This window comes from Variovorax sp. YR634, from assembly GCF_900106655.1.
Lineage (GTDB): Bacteria > Pseudomonadota > Gammaproteobacteria > Burkholderiales > Burkholderiaceae_C > Variovorax.
This window is the reverse complement of record NZ_FNOL01000019.1, coordinates 82,999-105,738: the sequence shown is the minus strand read 5'-3', so window position 1 is coordinate 105,738 and position 22,740 is coordinate 82,999. Positions and strand designations below refer to the sequence as shown.

Here is a 22,740-nt window from a genome sequence, read left to right as displayed (position 1 = left end):
GGGCGTCCTCGTCACACGCCTGACATGGCGTGCTGCGCGGATGTTAGGAACTACCATCGACAATTCATAATCTCTATTTTCAATAGAGCGATATAGAATGTATCTATGTCGATAACGATCAAGCAGCTGCAACACTTCGTGGCTGCCGCGCACACGGGGCAGGTGTCCCGCGCGGCCCAGCGCTGCTATGTGAGCCAGCCGTCGCTGACCACTTCGCTCAAGAACCTGGAGTCCACGCTGAAGGTGCAGCTCTTTACGCGGCACTCCGACGGGCTGCGGCTCACGGTGCAGGGCGAGGGCTTTCTCCGGCACGCGGAGCACATGCTGCACACGCTCGAGGCAGCGGTGGAGGAAACCCGCAACTCGGTGTCCTCGGTCGAGGGGCGGGTGCAGATCGCCATCACCGACACCGTGTCCGAATACATGCTGCCGAAGATCATCGGCGCGATGCGCAGGCAACTGCCGCTGGTCGAGTTCGAGCCCGTGGAGCGCAACCGGCTCGAGATCGAGGATGGCCTGCGCAGCGGCGAGTTCGACCTCGCCGTGGTACTGGTGTCGAACCTCTCTCGCGCGCCGGACATCCGGCGCGAGAACCTGCTGAAGTCGCAGCGCCGCCTGTGGACGTCGTTCGACCATCCGCTGGTGGCGCAGAAGTCGGTGTCGCTGCGTGAGATCGCGCAGCTGCCCTTCGTGCTGCTGGACATGGACGAGCACGTGGACACCGTTGGCCGCTACTGGGGCGCGATGAAGCTCAAGCCCAAGGTCGTGTTCCGCACCAAATCGATCGAGGCCGTGCGCAGCCTCGTTGCACAGAACGTGGGTGTGACCATCTTGTCGGACCTGGTGTTTCGCCCCTGGTCTCACGACGGCGGGCGAATTCGCAGGACGGTGGTGTCGAGCGCGGTGCCCTCGATGGACCTGGGGCTGGCCTACCGGCGCGGGGCCGTTCTTTCCGAGGCCACTGCAGCCTCCGCGAGTACCTTGCGGTTGCTGGCCAAGACGCTGACGAGAGAGTCACAACCGCGTATGGACGACGAGCCGCAGTAGTTCACTCCAATCAACAAATGGCGGGCCCGGGAATACCCTCTGACCTTCCCAAAGTCTTCTTGCCTACATTTCTTGTATGCAAGACAAGGCGTTGCTTGCATGCAAAACCTAGACAAGACAGACAGGAGACTCCATGCCTCGCTTCGCCAAATCGCTTTTCGGTCAGGTGGTCATCGCGCTGGTGCTCGGCGTGCTCGCGGGGCTCTTCGCGCCCGAGTACGCCGTCAAGCTCAAGCCGCTGGGTGACGGGTTCATCAAGCTGATCAAGATGATCATCCCGGTGCTGGTGTTCTGCGTGGTGGTGCATGGCATTGCCGGCGCGGGAGACCTGAAGCGCGTGGGCCGGGTGGGCGTGAAGTCGCTCATCTACTTCGAGGTGCTGACCACCATCGCGCTGGCAATGGGCCTGGTGCTGGCATTCGTGTTCCAGCCCGGCGCGGGCATGAACGTCGACCCGTCGAAGCTCGACCCGGCCGCGATGAGCGCCTATGCCTCGAACGCCGACAAGCTCACGAGCGGCGGCACGGTCGAGTTCCTGATGAAGCTCATTCCGACCACGGTGGTCAACGCCTTCGCCACTGGCGACGTGCTGCAGGTGCTGCTGTTCGCGGTGCTCTTCGGCTGCGCGCTCACGCTGCTGGGCGAGCGTGGCAAGCCTGTGGCCGTGGTGGTCGATGCGCTCTCGCTGGTGCTGTTCAAGATCATGGGAATCATCATCAAGCTGGCGCCGCTGGGCGTGCTGGGTGCCATCGCGTTCACGGTCGGGCAGTACGGCATCGGCTCGCTCAAGCAGCTGGGCATGCTGGTTGCGCTCTTCTACGGCGCGGTGCTGATCTTCGTGTTCGTGGTGCTGGGGCTGGTGATGCGCATGTCGGGCTTCAGCCTGATCAAGCTGCTGCGCTACCTGCGCGAAGAGCTCACCATCGTCTTCGCCACCACCTCGTCGGACAGCGTGCTGCCGCAGATCATGGCCAAGCTGCGCCGCATGGGTATCCGCGATTCGACGGTCGGCCTGGTCATTCCCACGGGCTACTCGTTCAACCTCGACGCCTTCTCCATCTACATCACGCTGGCGGCCGTGTTCATCGCCCAGGCCACCAACACGCCGATCTCGATGACCGACCTGATGACGATCCTGGCGATCGCCCTGGTCACGTCCAAGGGTGCGCACGGCGTGCCGGGCTCGGCCATCGTGGTGCTGGCCGCCACGCTGCACGCCATTCCGGCGATTCCCGCCATCGGGCTGGTGCTGGTGCTGTCGGTCGACTGGTTCATGGGCATCGCCCGCGCACTGGGCAACCTGATCGGCAACTGCGTGGCGACCGTTGCCATCGCCGCCTGGGAAGGCGACATCGACCGTGAACGCGCACACGCGGTGCTCGACGGCCGCTACTCGCCCGACGACGAGCCGCTGACCGAGCCCGTGGTGAACACCGCAGGCACCGCCACCGCTTCGAGCGCCCACTGAAGAAAAAAAGAAGCATGCCCGCCGACGTCAGCCCCACCGTCATTGCCGAACGCGTCGTCGAAGCCATCCTCGCGCAGAAGCTCGCACCGGGCGAGCGGCTCGGCGAGCAGGCGCTGGCCGAGAACTTCTCGGTGAGCCGCACGATGGTGCGCGAGGCGCTGATGCAGCTGCAGGCGCGCGGTTTTGTCGAAGTGCAATCGCGCCGCGGCTGGTACGTGGTGGAGCCTTCGGCCGAAGAGGCGCGCGATGCTTTCTCCGCACGGCGCATCGTCGAGGCCGGCATCCTCGAAGCGAGCGAGGGACGGCCGCTGTCGCAGGTGATCCGCAAGCTGCGTGACCACATCGCCGACGAGCAGCGCGCCATCGAAGGCGCCGATGCCGCCACGCGCGCCTTCCTGCTGGCCGACTTCCACGTGTGCCTGGCCGAGCAGATGGGGCACCAGCTGCTGGTCGACGTGCTGCGCGACCTCACGGCGCGCACCACGCTGGCGGCCACGCTCTACCAGTCGAAGCACGAGGCGGGGCAGTCTTGCTCGGAACATGGCGCCATCGTCGCGGCGCTCGAAGCCGGCGACACGGCCAGGGCGCGCCGGCTGATGCTCGATCACATCGGCAATGTCGAGCGCTCGCTCGAGGTCGATGCTGCCGCCGAGCCGGACGCGCCGAGCCGGCTGCGCGCCACGCTGGCGCCTGTGGCGTTGCCGCGCGCCAAGCGCTGAAGCCGTGCATTAATACCGGTGGTAGCTATCTGTTCGATAGCAGGCATAGCCCGCCGGGCCATCGCTTCCGGCGGATTTCCTCCCCAGTCCTGTTGCGCCGCACAAGGGCGCGCCCGCTGACACGGCCATGGGTTCCGGCTCGGCTACAGTCCGAGACAACTATGAACTCACCCCAACTCCAGCGCGGCGTGTTCCTCGCCCTTCTCGCCGCCGTGACCGCCGCCTTCCTCTGGGTGCTGATGCCGTTCTTCGGCGCAGTGCTGTGGGGGGTGGCGCTGGCGATCCTGTTCACGCCGCTCTACAAGTGGCTGCTGAAGAAAATGCGCGGCAAGCCCAATGCCGCGGCACTGTCGACGCTGGCGATCTGCCTGTTCATCGTGATCCTGCCGCTGGCGATGGTGGGCGTGTCGCTGGTGCAAGAGATCGCGCTGGTCACGCAGAACATCCGCTCGGGCCAGATCAACTTCGCGGCCTACTTCCAGCAGATCCTCGATGCCTCGCCGCAATGGCTGCTGAACCTGGTCGAGCGCTTCAACCTCGGCGACATGGCAGCCTGGCAGGCTCGCGTGTCGGCCATCGCGGGGCAGGCCAGCCAGATCATCGCGAGCCAGGCGCTCACCATCGGGCAGAACACCTTCGACTTTGTCGTCAGCTTCTTCGTGATGCTGTACCTGCTGTACTTCCTGGTGCGCGACGGCGCGACGCTGTCGAAGACGATGCGCGATGCCGTGCCGCTCGCCAAGCCGCACACGCACTACCTGCTCAACAAGTTCACCACCGTGATCCGCGCCACCGTGAAGGGCAACGTGGCTGTGGCCATTGCGCAGGGCACCATCGGCGGGCTGGCCTTCTGGTTCCTCGGCGTGCAGGGCGCGCTGCTGTGGGCGGTGCTGATGGCATTCCTCTCGCTGCTGCCCGCCGTGGGTGCCGCGCTGATCTGGGGGCCGGTGGCCATCTACTTCCTGGCCACGGGGCATTTCTGGCAGGGCGGCGTGCTGATCTTCGTTGGCGTGTTCGTGATCGGCCTGGTCGACAACATCCTGCGTCCCGTGCTGGTGGGCAAGGACACGCAGATGCCCGACTACATCGTGCTGATGTCGACCATCGGCGGCATGGCGATCTTCGGCATCAACGGCTTCGTGATCGGGCCGGTGATCGCGGCGCTGTTCATGGCCGCGTGGAGCCTGTTCGCGGATTCGGGGCACGTGGGCAACGGCCACGAGGCGGCTGAAAGCGCGGAAGGCGCCGGAGACAAGAAAAAGGGCTGAGGCAGGCACGGGCGCCGGTCCGTTTGCCCCCGCCCGCGCGCATTTCACGCGCGCAAACCTGCGTTTCGTCACATGGCGCTGGGCACCGCGCCCAGCCTGCGAGATCGTCGGGCCTCCAACTTCCAACGAGGCCTGCCATGCAACTTCCCGCCCTCCTGTCCCGCCCGGTCGTGCGCGCCCTGTGCACCGCCGTGGCCCTTGCGCCTTTCGGCGCCCTTGCCGCCGACCTGAGCCTGAGCGTCGCCGACGGCCCCACGGCCGAAGCCACGCTCTACGTCGCGCTGTACAACGACGCCGCCGGCTACGCCGACAGCAAGGCCGTGGCCTCGCAGACCGCGCCGATGCGCGAAGGCAAGGCCCGGCTCGTGTTCGCGGGGCTGGCGCCAGGGCGCTACGCGCTGCGGGTGTTTGCCGACGAGAACGGCAACGGCAAGCTCGACACCAACCTCATGGGCATGCCGACCGAGCGCTACGGCTTCTCGAACGACGCCAAGGGCAACCGCGCCCCGCCGTCCTTCGAAGCCGCGGCGATCAGCGTCGACGCCGACCTGCAGACCGTCATTCACCTGCACTGAGGAGTAGACCGCCATGGAACGACGCGAACTCCTGCGCCTGCTGGTTTCGGCCGGCGCCCTGCCCTTGCTGGCACCGCTGGCGCGCGCCGCCGGCACCGACGACTGGCAAGCCCAGTTCGAAGCCGCCAGCGCGCCCTGGAAGACCGGCTTCGCCACGCCCCCGGGCGACCTGCCGCTGACCCGCGCCACAGTGCGCGGGCGCTTTCCCGATGCCGTTGCCGGCACGCTGTTTCGCATCGGCCCGGCCGGCCACGACCTGGGCGGCGAGCGCTATCACCACTGGTTCGACGGTGACGGCATGGTGCACAGCTTCGCAATCGACGGCGCCGACGTGCGCCACCAGGGCCGCTACGTCGCCACGCCCAAACGCGTGGCCGAGGCGAAGGCCGGCCGCCGCCTGTTGGAAGCCTTCGGCACCATGCCGCCGGGCGTGGAGCCGCCAACCTCGGCCGACAGCATCAACGTCGCCAACACCAGCGTGCTGCCGATGCGCGGCGAGGTGCTGGCGCTGTGGGAAGGCGGCTCGGCCACGCGCATCGATGCGCGCACGCTGGACACGTTGGGCGTGAAGACCTGGCGCGCCGATCTCGCGGGCATGCCGTTCTCGGCCCACCCGAAGGTCGACCCGGACGGCACGATCTGGAACTTCGGCGTGAGCTCCGGCCAGGGCCTGCTGGCGCTGTACGAGATCGCGCCCGAAGGCACGCTGCGGCGCGCCGCCGTGGTGCCGGTGGCCGACATGCCGATGGTCCACGACTTCACCGTGACCGAGCGACACCTGGTGTTCCTGATGCCGCCACTGGTCTATGACGGCAAGCGCAAGGAAGCCGGCGCGAGCTTCCTAGACGCCCACGTCTGGCGGCCCGAGCTCGGCATGCGCGCGCTGGTGGTCGACAAGCAGAACTGGGAGAAGCGCCAGATGCTCACGCTGCCGGCCGGCTTCCTCTTTCACGTCGGCAATGCCTGGGAAGAAGACACGCCGCGCGGCACGCAGATCCACATCGACTACGTGCGTTCGGACAACGCCGACTCGGTGTTCACGACCAACCGCGAAGTGATGCGCGCGCGCATTGTGAGAAGCACCCATCCACACCTGACCGTCGCCACGCTGAATCTCGGCACTGGGGAGGCCACGCAGAAGGCCCTGCCGCTGGAGGCCGAGTTTCCGCGCATCGACCCGCGCCGCGTGGGCATGCGCCACCGCAACGTGGTTCATGCCACGCAGATCCGCCCTGATATTCCGGGCTTCGGCTCCATCGCGCGCACCGACGTCGAAACCGGCCGCAGCCAGCGCTTCAACTATGGCGCGCAGGCCTTGGTGGAAGAGCATGTCTTCGTGCCAGACGGCTCGAAGCCGGGCTGGGTGCTGGGCACGGTGCTCGACTTCGGCCGGCAGAAGACGGTGCTGTCGTGCTTCGCGGCCGACCACCTGGCGGCGGGGCCGGTGGCGCAGGCCACGCTGCCTTACGCGTTGCCGCTGGGCCTGCACGGCGCCTTCGTGTCTGCCTGAAGAAGCTCAGGCCGCCCACCAGCCTTCGTCGAAGCGCCCCTGCAGGAAGGCCACGAAGCCCGACACCTTGCCCGGCACCAGCTTGGGCGAGGGAAAGACGGCGTGGATCTCCTGCTCGGGCAGCGCGTGGTCGCCGAGCACTTCGCGCACCTTGCCCGTGGCCAGCGAGTCGCTGGCCACGTAGCGCGGCATCAGCGCAATGCCCAGCCCGTCGCGTGCTGCGGCCAGCACGGCGGAAAGGTTGTTCGAGCGGAAGCGGCCGGACACAGGCACCGTCACCGGCTCGCCCTTGGGCGTGTGCATGCGCCAGAACTCGTCGCCCACCACGCTGCTGTAGATGAGCGCCACGTGCGCGCTCAGGTCCTGCGCCCGCTTCGGCGTGCCGTGTTTCTTAAGGTAGGCCGGTGACGCGACCATCGCCCACGGATTGACCCCCAGGTAGCGTGCGCCCAGCGAAGAATCGGCCAGCTTGCCCATGCGGATCGCCACATCGATGCCCTGTGCGATCAGGTCCACGTAGCGGTCCTCGAAGCTCAGGTCGAGCTGCACCTGCGGATGCCGGCGCATGTATTCGAGTGCCAGCGGCACCACCACGCGCCGCCCGAACGCCACCGAGGTGCCCACGCGCAGCAGCCCCTGAGCCTGGTTCTGCCGCAGCTGCACGATGCTGTCGGCCTCCTCGGCCTCGCGCACGATGGTCTTGCACTTCTCGTAATACAGCGCGCCCGGCTCGGTGAGGCTCACGCCGCGCGTGTTGCGGTTGAGCAGGCGCACCTTCAGCCGCTCCTCGGTGGCCGCGATCTGCTTGGTCACGGTGGGCTGCGTGGTGTTGAACTCGCGCGCCGCCTTCGAGAAGCTGCCGGTCTCGACCACGCGCACGAACATTTCCATTGCCAACAATCTGTCCATGGGCCGGATGGTAGCCACTTATTCCGCCATGGAATAGGTTTTATGGTCCCCAGCCGTCTTCTTCGAATGCCCCCCGCTTCCTACAGTGGGACCACCTCAAGGAGACTCAAATGGCAAAGATGACAGCGGTGCAAGCCGCGGTTCTGGTGATGGAAAAAGAAGGCGTGACGCAGGCCTTCGGCGTTCCGGGCGCGGCAATCAACCCGATGTATTCGGCGCTGCGCCAGCGCGGCAGCATCTCGCACATCCTCGCGCGCCACGTCGAGGGCGCTTCGCACATGGCCGAGGGCTACACCCGTGCCATCGCCGGCAACATCGGCGTGTGCATCGGCACCTCGGGGCCGGCGGGCACCGACATGATCACGGGCCTGTATTCGGCCTGGGCCGATTCGATCCCCATTCTCTGCATCACCGGCCAGGCGCCGCGCGCGCGGCTCTACAAGGAAGACTTCCAGGCGGTCGACATCGAGTCGATCTCCAAGCCCGTCACCAAGTGGTCGGTCACGGTGCGCGAGCCGGGCCAGGTGCCGCAGGTGTTCCAGCAGGCCTTTCACCTGATGCGCTCGGGCCGCCCGGGCCCAGTGCTGATCGACCTGCCCTTCGACGTGCAGATGGCGCAGATCGAATTCGACATCGACAGCTACGAGCCGCTCAAGCCCTACAAGCCGGCCGCCACGCGCGCCCAGATCGAAAAAGCCATCGGCATGCTGAATGCGGCCGAGCGCCCGCTGATCGTGGCCGGCGGCGGCGTCATCAACGCAGATGCGGCCGACCTGCTGGTGCGCTTTGCCGAAGCCACCGGCGTGCCGGTGATTCCCACGCTGATGGGCTGGGGCGCGATCCCTGACGACCATCCGCTGATGGCCGGCATGTGCGGCCTGCAGACCAGCCACCGCTACGGCAACGCAACGATGCTGGCGAGCGACTTCGTGCTTGGCATCGGCAACCGCTGGGCCAACCGCCACACGGGCTCGGTCGATGTGTACACCAAGGGCCGAACCTTCGTGCACATCGACATCGAACCCACGCAGATCGGCCGCGTGTTCACGCCGGACTTCGGCATCGTCTCGGACGCCAAGGCCGCGCTCGAACTCTTCGTCGAAGTGGCCGAGGAAATGAAGGCCGCAGGCCGCCTGCCCGACCGCCGCGGCTGGGCCAAGCAATGCATCGAGCGCAAGAAGACGATGCTGCGCAAGACCAATTTCGACGACGTGCCGATGAAGCCGCAGCGCGTGTACCAGTGCATGAACAACAACTTCAGCAACGACACCTGCTACGTGAGCACCATCGGTCTCTCGCAGATCGCCGCCGCGCAGTTCCTGCACGTGTACAACCCGCGCCACTGGATCAACTGCGGCCAGGCCGGCCCGCTGGGCTGGACCATTCCCGCCGCGCTGGGCGTGCGCGCCGCCGACCCGACGCGCAAGATCGTCGCGCTCTCGGGCGACTACGACTTCCAGTTCATGATCGAAGAGCTGGCCGTGGGCGCGCAGTTCAAGCTGCCGTACATCCACATCGTGGTGAACAACTCCTACCTCGGCCTGATCCGCCAGGCGCAGCGCGGCTTCGAGATGGACTACTGCGTGCAGCTCGCCTTCGACAACATCAACGCGGGCCCCGATGCAGGCATCGAAAGCAGCTACGGCGTGGACCACCTGAAAGTGGTCGAGGGCCTGGGCTGCAAGGCCATTCGCGTGAACAAGCAGGAAGAGATCGCGCCGGCCATCCGCCGCGCCGAGGCGCTGATGTCCGAGTTCAGCGTGCCGGTGGTGATCGAAGTGATGCTCGAGCGCGTGACCAACATCGCGATGGGCACCGAGATCGACAACATCACCGAATTCGAACCGCTGGCGGAGACCATCGCCGATGCGCCGACCGCCGTCGCGGCCATGCTGGATTGAGACTGCAAGAAAGAAAAACGACATGCCAAAGTTCGCAGCCAATCTCACGATGCTCTTCACCGAGCTGCCGTTCATGCAGCGCTTCGAGGCTGCCGCCAAGGCGGGCTTCGAAGGGGTGGAGTACCTCTTCCCCTACCCCTTCGAGAAGAAGGAGCTCGCCGCCGCCCTGCGCGACAACGGCCTGCAGCAGGTGCTGCACAACCTGCCGGCCGGCGACTGGGACAAGGGCGAGCGCGGCATCGCCTGCCACCCCGACCGCACGGGCGAGTTCGCCGAAGGCATCGGCGTGGCGATCGACTACGCGACGGCGCTCGGCTGCCCGCAGGTCAACTGCCTCGTGGGCAAGGTGCCTGCCGGCGTGAGCAGGGAGCTTGCGCACAAGACGGTGGTCGACAACCTTCGCCTTGCCGCACGCGAACTCGAAGCGGCAGGTTTGCGCCTGCTGATCGAGCCCATCAACACCTTCGACATTCCGGGCTTCTTTCTCACGCGCACTGACCAGGCGCTGGCTCTGATCGAAGAAGTCGGCTCGGCCAACCTGCGCGTGCAATACGACATCTACCACGCGCAGCGCATGGAAGGCGAGCTGGGCAACACGCTCACCAAGCACCTCGCGCAGATCGGCCACATCCAGCTGGCCGACAACCCGGGCCGCGGCGAGCCGGGCACGGGCGAGATCAACTACCCATGGCTGTTCAAGCACATCGATTCGCTCGGCTACGACGGCTGGATCGGCTGCGAATACAAGCCCCGCGCGACCACCGTGGAAGGCCTCGGCTGGCGCCAGGCGCTCACGCAGAAGCAATGAACATCGCGAACCTCGAGAACATCGGATAAGGAAACCAGAGACATGACGACCCAACAAAAAATCGGATTCATCGGCCTCGGCATCATGGGAGCTCCCATGGCGGGCCACCTGCTCGACGCAGGCCACCAGCTGTTCGTGAACACGCAGGGCAACACGCCCGAGCCTTTCATCTCGAAGGCCACGATCTGCGCCTCGGCCGCCGAGGTGGCGCGCCAGGCCGACATCATCTTCATCATGGTGCCGGACACGCCCGACGTCGAGAAGGTGCTGTTCGGCGAGCCGGGCACGCAAGGCGTGGCCGAGGGCCTGAAGGATTCGCGCGGCAAGATCGTGGTGGACTGCAGCTCCATCGACCCGATTGCCACCAAGGGCTTCGCCAAGCGCATCATCGCGCTCGGCGCCGGCTACATCGACGCGCCGGTCTCCGGCGGCGAAGTGGGCGCCAAGGCCGCCAGCCTCACGATCATGTGCGGCGGCGACGAAGGCACCTTCGAGCGCGTGAAGCCGCTGCTCGACAAGATGGGCAAGAACGTGACGCTGGTGGGCGGCGCGGGCGACGGCCAGGTCTGCAAGGTGGCCAACCAGATCATCGTGGCGCTGAACATCGCGGCCGTGGGCGAGGCGCTGGTGTTCGCCTCCAAGGCCGGCGCCGATCCGGCCAAGGTGCGCCAGGCGCTGATGGGCGGCTTTGCCAGCTCGCGCATCCTCGAAGTGCATGGCGAGCGGATGATCAAGCGCACCTTCGCGCCGGGCTTCCGCATCGCGCTGCACCAGAAGGACCTGAACCTCGCGATGCAGAGCGCGCGCTCGCTGGGCGTGGCGCTGCCGCAGACAGCGGGAGCCGCGCAGCTGATGAATGCGTGTGCGGCGCTGGGCTACGGGCAGCTCGACCACTCGGCGCTGGTGCGCGCGCTCGAAGCGCTCGCCCAGCACACCGTCACTCCTGACTGAGCCTCAGGTTTTCGCAGCAGCCTCTAGAGACTCTTTGAGGTTGCGCCGACGCCATGCCCAGGTCTTGATGGCCTGCGGCAGGATGCCCAGGCACGACGCGTAGTACGTCACCTTGAAGCCCCAGAAACGCGGGCCGATGGGAGTGTTGCGGAACAGGTCGCCGGCCAGGATGGACAGCAGCGCCTCCTGCATCCGCCAGATGTTGCGCGGGTTCATGAACAGCCGGCGGATGGCCGGCGAGGTGATGCGGTAGATGAACCACGAGAACATCTGCGGTCCGCGCTTCATCACCTTTTCGTAGTGGCGGAAGGCCTTCTCGGCTTCCTTCGCCTCGCCCTTGAGCCAGTGGTCGGCCGCGGTGGCGGCCTCGAAGCCGCTGTTCATCGCCAGGTACACGCCCGAGGAAAACATCGGGTCGACGAAGGCATAGGCGTCGCCCACCATCATGAAGCGGTCGCCGCGGCAGAACGCGGAGTCGTAGGCGTAGTTGCCGGTGGAGGTGGCGCCTTCCATCAGCGTGGCGTTCTTCAGGCGCTCGGCCAGCTTGGGCGCAAGCGCGATGGTTTCCATCAGGAACTCTTCGAGCGTGCCCTTGCGGTTCTTGAAGTACGCAGGCGAAGCCACCGCGCCGACGCTCACGGTGCCGTCCTTCAGCGGGATGTACCAGAACCAGCCGTGGTCGAACCAGAACAGCGTGATGTTGCCCTCGAAGCGGCCCGGCCGGCGCTCGGCGTTGGCGAAGTGGCCGAACAGCGCGGCGCTGGCGTGCTTGCGGTTGCGGCGCTTGGCGTCGAACTGGTTCGACAGCAGTGTGTCGCGCCCGCTCGCGTCGATCACGAAGCGCGGGCGCCAGGTGGTCTCGGCGCCGTCGTCGGCCTTGACCTTGACCAGCGGGCGGTTGTCTGGCGTGCCCTTGCCGGCCTCCATGTCCACGCCTGTGACACGCTGGCCCTCGAAGGTGCGCGCGCCGCGATTGCCGGCATGGCGGAACAGCAGTTCGTCGAACTCCGAGCGGCGCACGTGCACCGCGTACGGAAAGCTCTTGTCCATCGCCTCGGCAAAGTGAAAGTGGCTGGTGTGGTCATGCCAGGGCGAGACGAACTCGGCGCCGTGCTTGCGGATGCCGATGGCCTCGACCTCGGTGCGCACGCCCAGCCGGTCGAACAGCGGCATGTTCATCGGCAGCAGCGATTCGCCGATGTGAAAGCGCGGATGCTGCGCCTTCTCGATGAGCACCACGTCGTGCCCCTTGTCCGCGAGCAGCGCGGCCACCGTGGAGCCCGAAGGGCCGCCGCCGATGACCACGACATCGGGGTCGTTGCTGGTGAAAGGTCCGGATGTCATGCGCTGTTGCCCCTCATTGGTTTTGTCGTTGTTGGAGATTCCCCGGCCAATACCCTGTTAACCGTAGGTAACGATCTGCAGTTTAGCGAACCGGCCAGCCCTACTTATCAAGCTAAAGATATAGATCCAGGCGTTTTCGGCATTCACCCTGTAAGAAGAGGCCACGCTTTTGCGGTAGCCTCATTGCCCGTCAGAAACAAGGAGACTTTCATGGCTGCACCCCTTTCCCCTGCAGAAGAAGCACTTCGCGAGGCAGCGCGCGAATACCACCGCTCGCCCGTCAAGGGCAAGATCTCGATCACCCCGACCAAGCCCCTGCTGAACCAGCGCGACCTGTCGCTGGCCTATTCGCCGGGCGTGGCGTACCCCTGTCTCGACATCGCCGCGGATCCGGCCACGGCCTCCGAATACACCGCGCGCGGCAATCTCGTGGGCGTCATCACCAACGGCACGGCCGTGCTCGGCCTGGGCAACATCGGCCCGCTGGCCGCCAAGCCGGTAATGGAAGGCAAGGGCTGCCTGTTCAAGAAATTCGCCGGCATCGACGTGTTCGACATCGAGCTGGCCGAGAACGACCCCGACAAGCTGGTCGACATCATCGCGGCGCTGGAGCCCACGCTGGGCGGCATCAACCTCGAGGACATCAAGGCGCCCGAGTGCTTCTACATCGAGAAGAAGCTGCGCGAGCGCATGAACATTCCGGTGTTCCACGACGACCAGCACGGCACGGCCATCATCTCGGCCGCCGCGCTGCTCAACGGCCTGGAGCTGGTCGGCAAGAAGATCGAGGACGTGAAGATCGCCGTCTCGGGCGCCGGCGCCGCAGCCATCGCCTGCCTCGACGTGATGGTGGGCCTGGGCGCCAAGCCCGCCAACATCTACGCCTGCGACTCCAAGGGCCTGATCTACATGGGCCGCGCGGGCGGCTTCGACGAATCCAAGGCACGCTACGCCCAGAAAGACACCGGCGCCCGCACCCTGGCCGACGTGGTGAAGGACGCCGATGTGTTCCTGGGCTGCTCGGCCCCGGGCGTGATGACGGCCGAGATGGTCAAGACCATGGGCACGCAGCCCATCATCCTGGCGCTGGCCAACCCCGAGCCTGAAATCCGCCCCGAGCTGGCCAAGGCCGTGCGGCCGGACTGCATCATTGCCACGGGCCGTTCGGACTATCCGAACCAGGTCAACAACGTGCTGTGCTTCCCGTACATCTTCCGCGGCGCGCTCGATTGCGGCGCCAGCAAGATCACCGAAGAAATGAAGCTGGCCTGCGTTCGCGAGATCGCCGACCTCACCAAGGCCGACATCAGCGAAGAGGTGGCCACCGCCTACGCCGGCCAGGAGCTGGCCTTCGGCCCCGACTACATCATTCCGAAGCCCTTCGACTCGCGCCTGATCCTGCGCATCGCCCCGGCCGTGGCCAAGGCTGCCGCCGCCTCGGGCGTGGCCTCGCGCCCGATCGAAGACATGGACGCATACCGCCAGCACCTGACGCGCTTCGTCTACCAGACCGGCATGTTCATGCGCCCGGTGTTCAGCGCCGCCAAGATCGCCACCGCCAAGCGCGTGGCCTACGCCGAAGGCGAAGACGAGCGCGTGCTGCGCGCCGCCCAGTGGGCCGTGGACGAAGGCCTGGCCAAGCCCATCCTGGTGGGCCGCCCCGCCGTGATCGAGGCGCGCATCAAGAAGGCCGGCCTGCACATCCGCACGGGCATCGACTTCGAGATCGTCGACCCCGAGGACGATCCGCGCTTCCGCATCTACTGGGAAAGCTTCCACAAGCTCATGGGCCGCCGCGGCGTGACGCCGGAGGCCGCCAAGACGATGGTGCGCCGCTCGAACACCACCATCGCCGCGCTGATGATGCACCTGGGCGACGCCGACGCCATGATCTGCGGCCTGGTCGGTCGCTTCGACGTGCACCTGGAGCACATCCGCAACCTGATCGGCCTGAAGCGCGGCGCGCCGGGCTTCGCAACGCTGAACGCGCTCACGCTCGACAAGCGCACGGTGTTCATCACCGACACCAACGTGAACGAAGACCCGAGCGCCGAGCTGCTGGCAAGCATTGCGCTGATGGCCGCCGAGGAAGTGCGCCGCTTCGGCCTGCCGCCGAAGGTGGCCTTCCTGTCGCACTCGAACTACGGCACCTCCAGCCGCGGCTCTGCCCGCAAGATGCGGCTGGCGCGCGACCTGTTCGCGCAGATGGCGCCCGACATCGAATGCGACGGCGAAATGCACGGCGACGCGGCACTGTCGGAAGAAATCCGCCGCACCGCCCTGCCCGAGACCACGCTGAGCGGCGAAGCCAACCTGCTGGTGTGCCCGAACCTCGACTCGGCGCACATCCTCTACAACGTGCTGAAGATGACGGGTGCCAACGGCATCACCGTCGGCCCGGTGCTGCTGGGCGCCGCAAGCTCGGCGCACGTGCTGACGCCGTCGTCGACGGTGCGCCGCATCATCAACATGACGGCGCTGGCGGTGGCGAAGGTCACGGTGGACAAGTAAGAGCCTTCAACCGGTGGGTGTTTTTGCCCGCCTTCGGTGCCAAAAACGCGGCCTCGCCGCGTTTTTGCATTTGAGGGGTGCAAAGGCGCACCGTCTCGATCCACTGGAAGGGTTCGCACCAATCGCGTGCGGGCACCGTTTTTGCTTGAATGCCGAAGCATTCACCTTCCCCTAACGGATCGATCTCCGCATGAACAAGCGCCAACTGCTCCAGTCCTTCCTCGCCGCCTCGGCCATCTGCTTCGGCCTCACACCGGCCCTTGCACAGAGCCCGACGCCGATCAAGTTCCAGCTCGACTGGCGTTTCGAAGGACCGGCCGCGCTGTTCCTGCACCCCGCGGCCAAGGGCTACTTCAAGGCGGCCGGGCTCGACGTGACCATCGACGCGGGCAACGGCTCGGGCGGCACCGTCACGCGCGTGGCCTCGGGCGCCTACGACATGGGCTTTGCCGACCTCGCGGCGCTGATGGAATTTCACGCCAACAACCCCGACAGCCCCAACAAGCCGGTCGCGGTGATGATGGTCTACAACAACACGCCGGCCTCGGTCATGGCGCTCAAGAAGAGCGGCATCACCAAGCCGGCCGACCTAGCCGGCAAGAAGCTGGGCGCGCCGGTGTTCGACGCAGGCCGCCGCGCGTTCCCGATCTTCGCCAAGGCCAACAACATCGGCGCCGTCAACTGGACCGCCATGGACCCGACGCTGCGTGAAACCATGCTGATGCGTGGCGACATCGACGCGATCACCGGCTTCACCTTCACCTCGCTGCTCAACCTCGAGGCGCGCGGCGCCAAGACGGCCGACGTGGTGGTGCTGCCCTACCCCGACTACGGCGTGAAGCTGTACGGCAACGTCATCATCGCCTCGCCCAAGCTCATCAAGGAGAACCCGGCGGCGGTGAAGAAATTCCTCTCGGCCTTTGCCAAGGGCGCGAAGGAAGTCATTGCCAACCCGGCCGTGGCCATCGAATCGGTGAAGGCGCGGGACGGCATCATCGACAGCAAGCTCGAAACCCGCCGCCTGCAACTGGCCATCGACACCGTCATCAACAGCCCTGACGCACGCGCCGAAGGCTTCGGCGCGGTCAACGCAGGCCGCATGTCGCTGATGGCCTCGCAGGTGTCGGATGCCTTCAACACCAAGACGCGCGTGAGCCCCGACGCGGTGTGGACCGCTTCGCTGCTGCCGCCCGCCGCTGAACTGAACATCCTGCGCAAGTGATGGCGGACGCATCGCAAGACGCGGCTGCCCCCTTCGTCGACTTCCAGGACGTCTGGCTCGCCTACAACGAAGAGCTGCTGCGCGCCAACCACTTCGCGGTCGAGGCCATCGACCTGAAGGTCAAGCGCGGCGAATTCATCGCCATCGTCGGCCCCTCGGGCTGCGGCAAGTCGACCTTCATGAAGCTCACCACCGGGCTGAAGATGCCGTCGATGGGCCGCATCCGCATCGACGGCCAGCCGGTGACCGGGCCGCTCAAGATATCGGGCATGGCCTTTCAGGCGCCGTCGCTGCTGCCGTGGCGCACCACGGTCGACAACGTGCTGCTGCCGCTGGAAATCGTCGAGCCCTACCGCTCGAACTTCAAGGCCAAGCGCAAGGAATACGTCGAGCGCGCACGCAAGCTGCTGCAGAAGGTGGGCCTTGCGGGCTATGAAGATAAGTTTCCGTGGCAGCTCTCGGGCGGCATGCAGCAGCGCGCGAGCATCTGCCGCGCGCTCATCCACGAGCCCAAGATGCTGCTGCTCGACGAGCCCTTCGGCGCGCTCGACGCATTCACGCGCGAAGAGCTGTGGTGCATCCTGCGCGACCTCTGGACCGAGCAGCAGTTCAACGTGATCCTGGTGACGCACGACCTGCGCGAATCGGTGTTCCTCGCCGACACGGTGTACGTGATGAGCAAGAGCCCGGGGCGCTTCGTGGTCAAGCGCGAGATCGACCTGCCGCGTCCGCGCGAACTCGAGCTCACCTACACGAAAGAGTTCACCGACATCGTGCTGGAGCTGCGCGGGCACATCGGTGCCATCCGCAATACCGGCATCAGCGCGGCGCAGACGGCCGCGGCCGTGTCTCACTGAGCGGGCGCACCATGAAGAACACCAAGCAAATCGAACGCTGGTCGCCATGGCTGCTGCTGGTCGCGGTGCTCATCCTGTGGCAGGTCATCTGCGCTGGCTTCGAGGTTTCGGACTTCATCTTCCCGAGCCCCTGGCGCATCTGGACGCAGTTCTGGGAATACAAGGAAATCATCGCGGGCCACGCATGGCGCACCTTCTGGGTCACGATGGCCGGCTTTGGCCTGGCGATCGTGGTGGGCGTTCTGCTGGGCTTCGTGATCGGCAGCTCGCGCATCGCGTACGCGGCGATCTATCCGCTGATGACGGCCTTCAACGCACTGCCCAAGGCGGCCTTCGTGCCTATCCTCGTGGTGTGGTTCGGCATCGGCGTGGGGCCGGCGATTCTCACGGCCTTTCTGATCAGCTTCTTCCCGATCATGGTCAACATCGCGACCGGCCTCGCCACGCTGGAGCCGGAGCTCGAAGACGTGCTGCGCGTGCTCGGCGCCAAGCGCTGGGACGTGCTCATGAAGATCGGCCTGCCGCGCTCCATGCCCTACTTCTTCGGCTCGCTGAAGGTGGCGATCACGCTGGCTTTTGTCGGCACCACGGTGAGCGAGATGACCGCCGCCAACGAAGGCATCGGCTACCTGCTGATCTCCGCCGGCTCGGCCATGCAGATGGGCCTGGCCTTCGCGGGCCTGATGGTGGTGGGCGCAATGGCCATGCTGATGTACGAGCTCTTCAGCGTGATCGAGAAGCACACCACGGGTTGGGCGCACCGGGGTTCGCAGAATCAGTAAGTAGGCCGCGCCGGATTCAACATCGGTGCCTGCCACGGATCAGGTGAGATGCCAGCGCCGGCTGTGCTGCCCCTGCTTCGCGAACACGTGGGCGAGGTGCTTCTTGACTGTGTTGACACTGATGCCGAGTCGCTCGGCGATCTGCTTGTTGGTCATGTCCCGGTACATCAGCGAAAGCACCTCGTCCTCGCGTGCGGTCAGTTTGATTGCAGGTGATATCGCGCAGGACGCCGGCCGCCCGCCGCCTGCCTTCAATCGCAGCACAGACAGATAGAGTGCCTGCAACACCGGGCCCGGGAAGCCCAAGGTGCCTGCCAGCACGGCATCCAGCGATTGCGCGAACTGCTCTGCGCTCGCTGTCCACTCGACGCAGCCGCGCGCCTGACTCCGGATCGCTGCATCCAGCCCCAGCATGGAGGGCTCCTCCCAGCCGAGGAGCCAGTCGGTGGCTGGAAAGCGGCGGCGCAGATCGTCCAGTTTGTTGACTCTCTCCGGTGAAATCAACGCGATGTCCACCAACAGCAAACGAGGCGCCTGCTGCCGGCAGCAGGCTTCCAGGTCAGAGATGCTTTTCATTTCCGCGTACTCGACCTGATACATCTGCTCAGCCCAGTGCCTCGAGGCCAACAGGTCCAGCCCGGACAGCGGCGATGCGCGACCTGGACAGGTTGCGACGAGAACCGGAACACGGACTTCGACTGCAGGGCACGGGGCAGGAGATGGAATCTCCAGGCAAGCCGGCTGAAAACAGCTCGATGTCCACAGCGTGGGTGGCGCAAATGGCGACGGGGGGCGGAAGTCTTGCGTGAACGGCCGCGGATCTGCGTTCCACGCAGGTTCCAGCCCAGCAGACGACAGTGGGATTTCTTCCATGGCTTCCCCCGGGGCACTTGTTTTGGAGGTATCCGGAGGTTAATGATAAAGACCGCACCATCGTGCAGATAGGTCCGCGGACCTCCCAAGGTATCAAAAGGTTAAGGGCATGAGAGCGCACGCCCGGCACGACGCGTCATCCTTTGGGTGACAACTTTTATCCCATGGACAAGGCGCCGTCTGACGGCACAGCATGCCTCCTCTGCTGATACGTGAGCCTGGTTGATTGGCGGCGAACGCGCCTCAATCGGGTGCACTGATTCCGATCGGCGGGTTTTTTCTCAACCAAGGAGTGTTTATGCCCGCGCTAAATTTGACGGCTGGCTCGACCGTCACCCTGGACGAATCCGCCAATCTGCAGAACCTTGCCGCTACTCCCGCCGTTGCCGGCGACAGTAACGACAATGACATCTCCGCAAGCTCGCTGCCGACTGCCTTCAGCAGCCGCCTGGCGGCCCAGAGTGTCGGGACCGCCATCAACGCCGCGTTGAGTGGCTACAACGGGTCCAATACCGGCACCAACGCATTCACATTCAGCATCTCCGGCACGGTCACCGATGTGTCCTTCACGGACACGAACGGCGCTCCGCTCAATGGCTTCGACAGCGGCCTCAATACAGCCGACGGCGAAGACATCTTCCTTTACACCGACACGACCAACAACAACGTCGTCTACGGGAAGACCGCCCTCAATGTCGTCGTGTTCGCCGCCTACCTGGAGGAAACGGGAACCCCGGTGACCGGCGCCAAGATCTGGATGGTCCAGTACGAAGCGATATCGGACCCGGATGCCACCAACCCCGACGATGCAGTCAACCTGCTCGACAAGGTCTTCGTCAGTGTCAGCCAGGATACGGAGTTCAACCTCGCAGGCGCGCCATCCGGCCAGAACCTGTTCCTGATGTTCACGAAGGACAATCCGACGATCGTCAACGGCCGGATTTCCGACGTGTCGATCATCGCGACGGGGAAGGACCCGGCAAATCAGTCCGGGGCCAACCCCAACAGCACCGCCGACGATATCAACATCACGACCGGCGACACGATCAACACCAGCAAGGCCGGCGGGCCGACCACGTTTGGCACCAACAGCCAGATGATCACCGAGCAGGAAGGCATCCGCTTCACGTTCGTGACCGGCGCCAGGGCGGACGTCACCATTCCGACCCTGGACCAGAACGAGGCCGATCTGGAATCGAACATCGACTTCACCGGCATGTTCGGAGCAAGGACTGCCGATTTCGACGTTGTGCAGTTGCAAAGCGGAAAGACCGCCCAGGTCAAGATCACCGCATACAGCACGGCGCTCGAGGCCGGCAACAGTTTCATCGAGGGCTATTCGGGCGACCAGGTGATTTCGATCACGAGCGTGCGCGTGCTCGACTCCGTCACCGGGGCGGCCCTGGAAACCTTCTCGAACGGCGCCGAGGGCGGACAGAGTTCGGCCATCGTCATCAGCGTCACCGGCGGCATCGCAACAATCACCGGCGTCAAGTCCGGCTACTCGATCGAATACACGACGTCAGCGGACCACAACCGCGTACTCATCGAAAACGGGGCCGACCTCAATGCCTCGGGCAACACCCACGCGGACTTCGACATCGGAGGCTTCCGGCTGCTGCGGGTTTCCAACGCAACGGCAGAGGTCGGCTCCATGATGGTCTTCGAGGACGACGGCCCGTCCATCGTGCTGGCAACGCCCACCGATACGGCGCTGCTCAACACCCAGGACGCACAGACCGTCGGAGCAGCCTCCGACTCCGCCACCCAGGACTTCGCGACGGCCTTCGGCACAACTTCGAGCAGCTTCGGCACCGACGGGGCAGGCACCACCGACTCGAGCTTCGCGCTCGGCGTGAAGACGCAGGGCGAAGACTCCGGGCTCAAGAGCGATGGCGCCACCATCTACCTGTACCTGCTGAACGGCAAGGTCATCGGCTCGACCTCCGCCACCGAGGCCAGCGTCTCGGCAGCCAACACCGTCTTCGACCTGGCCGTGAACGCAACCGGCTCGGTAACGCTGCAGCAGTTTGCAGAAATCGACCACGCGCTGCCGGGTGCTTCGTCGAACTACGCGGCCCAGCAGGCCACGATGGCCGACGATCTGATCACCCTGACCAATGCCGTGACGCTCACCGATCGCGATGGCGACACCGCCGCCGATTCCGAGCTGCTCAACATCGGCGCGAACATCAAGTTCGACGACGACGGCCCGTCCATCGTGCTGGCAGCGCCCACCGACACGACGCTGCTCAATATCCAGGACGCACAGACCATCGGGGCAGCCACCGACTCCGCCACCCAGGACTTCGCGACGGCCTTCGGCGTGACTTCGAGTGGCTATGGCGCCGACGGGGCGGGCAGCACCGCATCGACCTTCGCGCTCGGCGTGGCAACGCAGGGCGGCGCATCCGGGCTCACGAGTGACGGTGCGGTCATCAGGCTGTACCTGGTTGCCGGAACGGTCATAGGTTCGACCTCCGCCACCGAGGCCGGTATTTCGGCGGCCAACATCATCTTCGATGTCGCCGTGAGTGGCGCCGGTTCGGTAACGCTGCAGCAGTTTGCCGAAATCGACCACGCGCTGCCGGGTGCTTCGTCGAACTACGCGGCCCAGCAGGCCACGCTGGCCGACACCTTGATCACCCTGACCAATGCCGTGACGCTCACCGATGGCGATGGCGACACCGCGACCGATTCCAAGGTGCTCAACATCGGCGCCAACATCAAGTTCGACGACGACGGCCCGACGGTGACCGCCATCTCCGACCTCACCGGAGCGAACGACGCGCAGCCCATTGCGGGAACCTACAACTTCTCCATTGGCGCCGACGACGTGGACAACTCGTCGACCGACGGCATCGTGCTGAACAGCCTGACCGGAACGACCGGCGGCGGGCGGCCCATCACCGATACAGCCGTCTCTCACTTTGCCGAAGACGCCACGACCGTCACCTACAACTTCAGCTTCAACTACTACCCCGGGCCAACGTCGACGACAACGCAGGCGGCAACAGGCACGGTCGTCTTCAACAAGACAGACGGTACTTACGCCTTCGATCTGGATCAGGTCTTCGGAGGACAAACGACGTTCTCCACGAGTGCGCCGCTGGCATCCTTCAACTACGACACGGAAGGCAACAACTCGCCGGAGATCGTGGTCCAGAAATACAGCAACGACTTTTTCGGCGTGCTGTCAGCCAGGGCCTCCTCGCCTCCGAGTGATTCCAGCGATCTGTTGGCGGGCGGCAATCACGCGTTCCTGACGGGCGAAACCTTCACCAGCCAGACCGCGGGTTTTGTCAACGTCGCAACCAACACCCTCGGGGTGAACTCCGATACCGTCCAAGCCGGCGAGTTGCTGAACTTCGACTTCTACAAATCGAATCCGGTGAGCAACCCCAATCTGACGAGCCCGCCGCAGCGACCCGGGGCGACCATCGTCGGTACGGACACGGCCTACGCTGACGCGATCAACATCACGATCGATCAGATCACGGACGGCGAAGATGTGGCGGTTCTGCTGAAGCTGTTCAATGCGTCGACCAACACCACCACGACCAGGCTTCTGATCGCCAACTCCGCGGCGGACTATCAATCGGCCGGAGGAGGCCTGAAGGTCGTCAGCATCGGCGAGGACGACTACGACAGCGCCAATTTCCAGATCACGGGCTTGCAGGTCCTGAGCAGCACCGAAGAAATCACTGGCACGGGTATCAGCCTGAGCGGCCATAACGCGGTGAATCTGACCGCGACCGGTTCGAACTATGCCGATACGGCGGACAACGATGTGTTCAAGATCATCAAGATCGATGTGATCACGTCGGCGACGATCAATTCGGACGTGGACCTGAACTTTGTGGGTCAGGTGATCGACGGCGATGCCGACTTCGCAGGCTTCAACTTCGATGTCCACCTGGAGATCGATGGCGTGGCCAACCTGATAGGCACAACCCTGCAAACGGAGGCGATCGCGTAACGAGCTCTGGAGCAAG

The 22,740-nt window shown here is 65.3% G+C and carries 17 protein-coding genes; 14 read left to right on the top strand and 3 right to left on the bottom strand.

Features of this window, described 5'->3' with window-relative positions:
- The first annotated feature begins 105 nt into the window (after positions 1-105).
- From BLV60_RS25920 to BLV60_RS25895, 6 genes are all read left to right on the top strand, one after another.
- Positions 106-1,047: a LysR family transcriptional regulator gene (locus BLV60_RS25920; RefSeq protein WP_093058154.1), complete on the top strand. Its 942-nt coding sequence runs from the start codon at positions 106-108 to the stop codon at positions 1,045-1,047.
- 133 nt (positions 1,048-1,180) lie between these two features.
- On the top strand, positions 1,181-2,515 hold the full coding sequence (locus BLV60_RS25915; RefSeq protein ID WP_093058153.1) for a C4-dicarboxylate transporter DctA: 1,335 nt from the start codon (positions 1,181-1,183) through the stop codon (positions 2,513-2,515).
- Positions 2,516-2,529: 14 nt separating this feature from the next.
- Positions 2,530-3,234: a GntR family transcriptional regulator gene (locus BLV60_RS25910; RefSeq protein WP_093058152.1), complete on the top strand. Its 705-nt coding sequence runs from the start codon at positions 2,530-2,532 to the stop codon at positions 3,232-3,234.
- 161 nt (positions 3,235-3,395) lie between these two features.
- Positions 3,396-4,502, top strand: coding sequence for an AI-2E family transporter (locus BLV60_RS25905; protein ID WP_093058151.1), 1,107 nt, complete (start codon positions 3,396-3,398; stop codon positions 4,500-4,502).
- Between the two features lie 137 nt (positions 4,503-4,639).
- On the top strand, positions 4,640-5,077 hold the full coding sequence (locus BLV60_RS25900; protein ID WP_093058150.1) for a DUF2141 domain-containing protein: 438 nt from the start codon (positions 4,640-4,642) through the stop codon (positions 5,075-5,077).
- Between the two features lie 13 nt (positions 5,078-5,090).
- Positions 5,091-6,587 carry a carotenoid oxygenase family protein gene (locus BLV60_RS25895; protein ID WP_093058149.1) on the top strand — a complete coding sequence of 499 codons (1,497 nt, stop codon included), beginning with the start codon at positions 5,091-5,093 and terminating at the stop codon, positions 6,585-6,587.
- A gap of 6 nt (positions 6,588-6,593) precedes the next feature.
- On the opposite strand, the gene BLV60_RS25890 is transcribed toward BLV60_RS25895, so the two are convergent.
- Positions 6,594-7,496 carry a LysR family transcriptional regulator gene (locus tag BLV60_RS25890; RefSeq protein WP_093058148.1) on the bottom strand — a complete coding sequence of 301 codons (903 nt, stop codon included), beginning with the start codon at positions 7,494-7,496 and terminating at the stop codon, positions 6,594-6,596.
- A gap of 110 nt (positions 7,497-7,606) precedes the next feature.
- Here BLV60_RS25890 and gcl point away from each other — a divergent pair, with 110 nt between their 5' ends.
- Genes gcl through BLV60_RS25875 form a run of 3 tightly spaced genes read left to right on the top strand, consistent with a single transcriptional unit; the run spans position 7,607 to position 11,156 of the window.
- The gene (gene gcl / locus BLV60_RS25885) at positions 7,607-9,397 is read left to right on the top strand and encodes a glyoxylate carboligase (RefSeq protein WP_093058147.1); all 1,791 of its coding nucleotides are present in this window, start codon (positions 7,607-7,609) and stop codon (positions 9,395-9,397) included.
- A 22-nt stretch (positions 9,398-9,419) separates the two neighbouring features.
- Positions 9,420-10,205 carry a hydroxypyruvate isomerase gene (gene hyi / locus BLV60_RS25880; RefSeq protein WP_093058146.1) on the top strand — a complete coding sequence of 262 codons (786 nt, stop codon included), beginning with the start codon at positions 9,420-9,422 and terminating at the stop codon, positions 10,203-10,205.
- A gap of 42 nt (positions 10,206-10,247) precedes the next feature.
- Positions 10,248-11,156 carry a 2-hydroxy-3-oxopropionate reductase gene (locus tag BLV60_RS25875; protein WP_093058145.1) on the top strand — a complete coding sequence of 303 codons (909 nt, stop codon included), beginning with the start codon at positions 10,248-10,250 and terminating at the stop codon, positions 11,154-11,156.
- Between the two features lie 3 nt (positions 11,157-11,159).
- Here the strand turns inward: BLV60_RS25875 and BLV60_RS25870 are convergent, their stop codons facing one another.
- Positions 11,160-12,500, bottom strand: coding sequence for an NAD(P)/FAD-dependent oxidoreductase (locus BLV60_RS25870; protein WP_093058144.1), 1,341 nt, complete (start codon positions 12,498-12,500; stop codon positions 11,160-11,162).
- Between the two features lie 210 nt (positions 12,501-12,710).
- Between BLV60_RS25870 and BLV60_RS25865 the strand changes: the two genes are divergently transcribed.
- The 4 genes from BLV60_RS25865 (at position 12,711) to BLV60_RS25850 (ending at position 17,872) form a co-directional block, all read left to right on the top strand.
- A complete protein-coding gene (locus BLV60_RS25865; protein WP_093058143.1) occupies positions 12,711-15,011 on the top strand; it encodes an NADP-dependent malic enzyme in 2,301 nt (766 codons plus the stop codon).
- A 190-nt stretch (positions 15,012-15,201) separates the two neighbouring features.
- Positions 15,202-16,233, top strand: coding sequence for an ABC transporter substrate-binding protein (locus BLV60_RS25860; protein WP_093058142.1), 1,032 nt, complete (start codon positions 15,202-15,204; stop codon positions 16,231-16,233).
- Complete coding sequence (locus tag BLV60_RS25855; RefSeq protein ID WP_093058141.1) at positions 16,233-17,090, top strand: ABC transporter ATP-binding protein; 858 nt, start codon at positions 16,233-16,235, stop codon at positions 17,088-17,090. The genes BLV60_RS25860 and BLV60_RS25855 overlap by 1 nt, the downstream gene beginning before the upstream one ends.
- Positions 17,091-17,101: 11 nt before the next feature.
- On the top strand, positions 17,102-17,872 hold the full coding sequence (locus BLV60_RS25850; protein ID WP_093058140.1) for an ABC transporter permease: 771 nt from the start codon (positions 17,102-17,104) through the stop codon (positions 17,870-17,872).
- A gap of 39 nt (positions 17,873-17,911) precedes the next feature.
- On the opposite strand, the gene BLV60_RS25845 is transcribed toward BLV60_RS25850, so the two are convergent.
- Entirely contained in the window at positions 17,912-18,472 is a 561-nt protein-coding gene (locus BLV60_RS25845; protein ID WP_093058190.1) for a response regulator transcription factor, read from the bottom strand.
- Between the two features lie 499 nt (positions 18,473-18,971).
- Here BLV60_RS25845 and BLV60_RS25840 point away from each other — a divergent pair, with 499 nt between their 5' ends.
- A complete protein-coding gene (locus BLV60_RS25840) occupies positions 18,972-22,724 on the top strand; it encodes a DUF5801 repeats-in-toxin domain-containing protein (RefSeq protein WP_256329582.1) in 3,753 nt (1,250 codons plus the stop codon).
- The last annotated feature ends 16 nt before the right edge of the window (positions 22,725-22,740 follow it).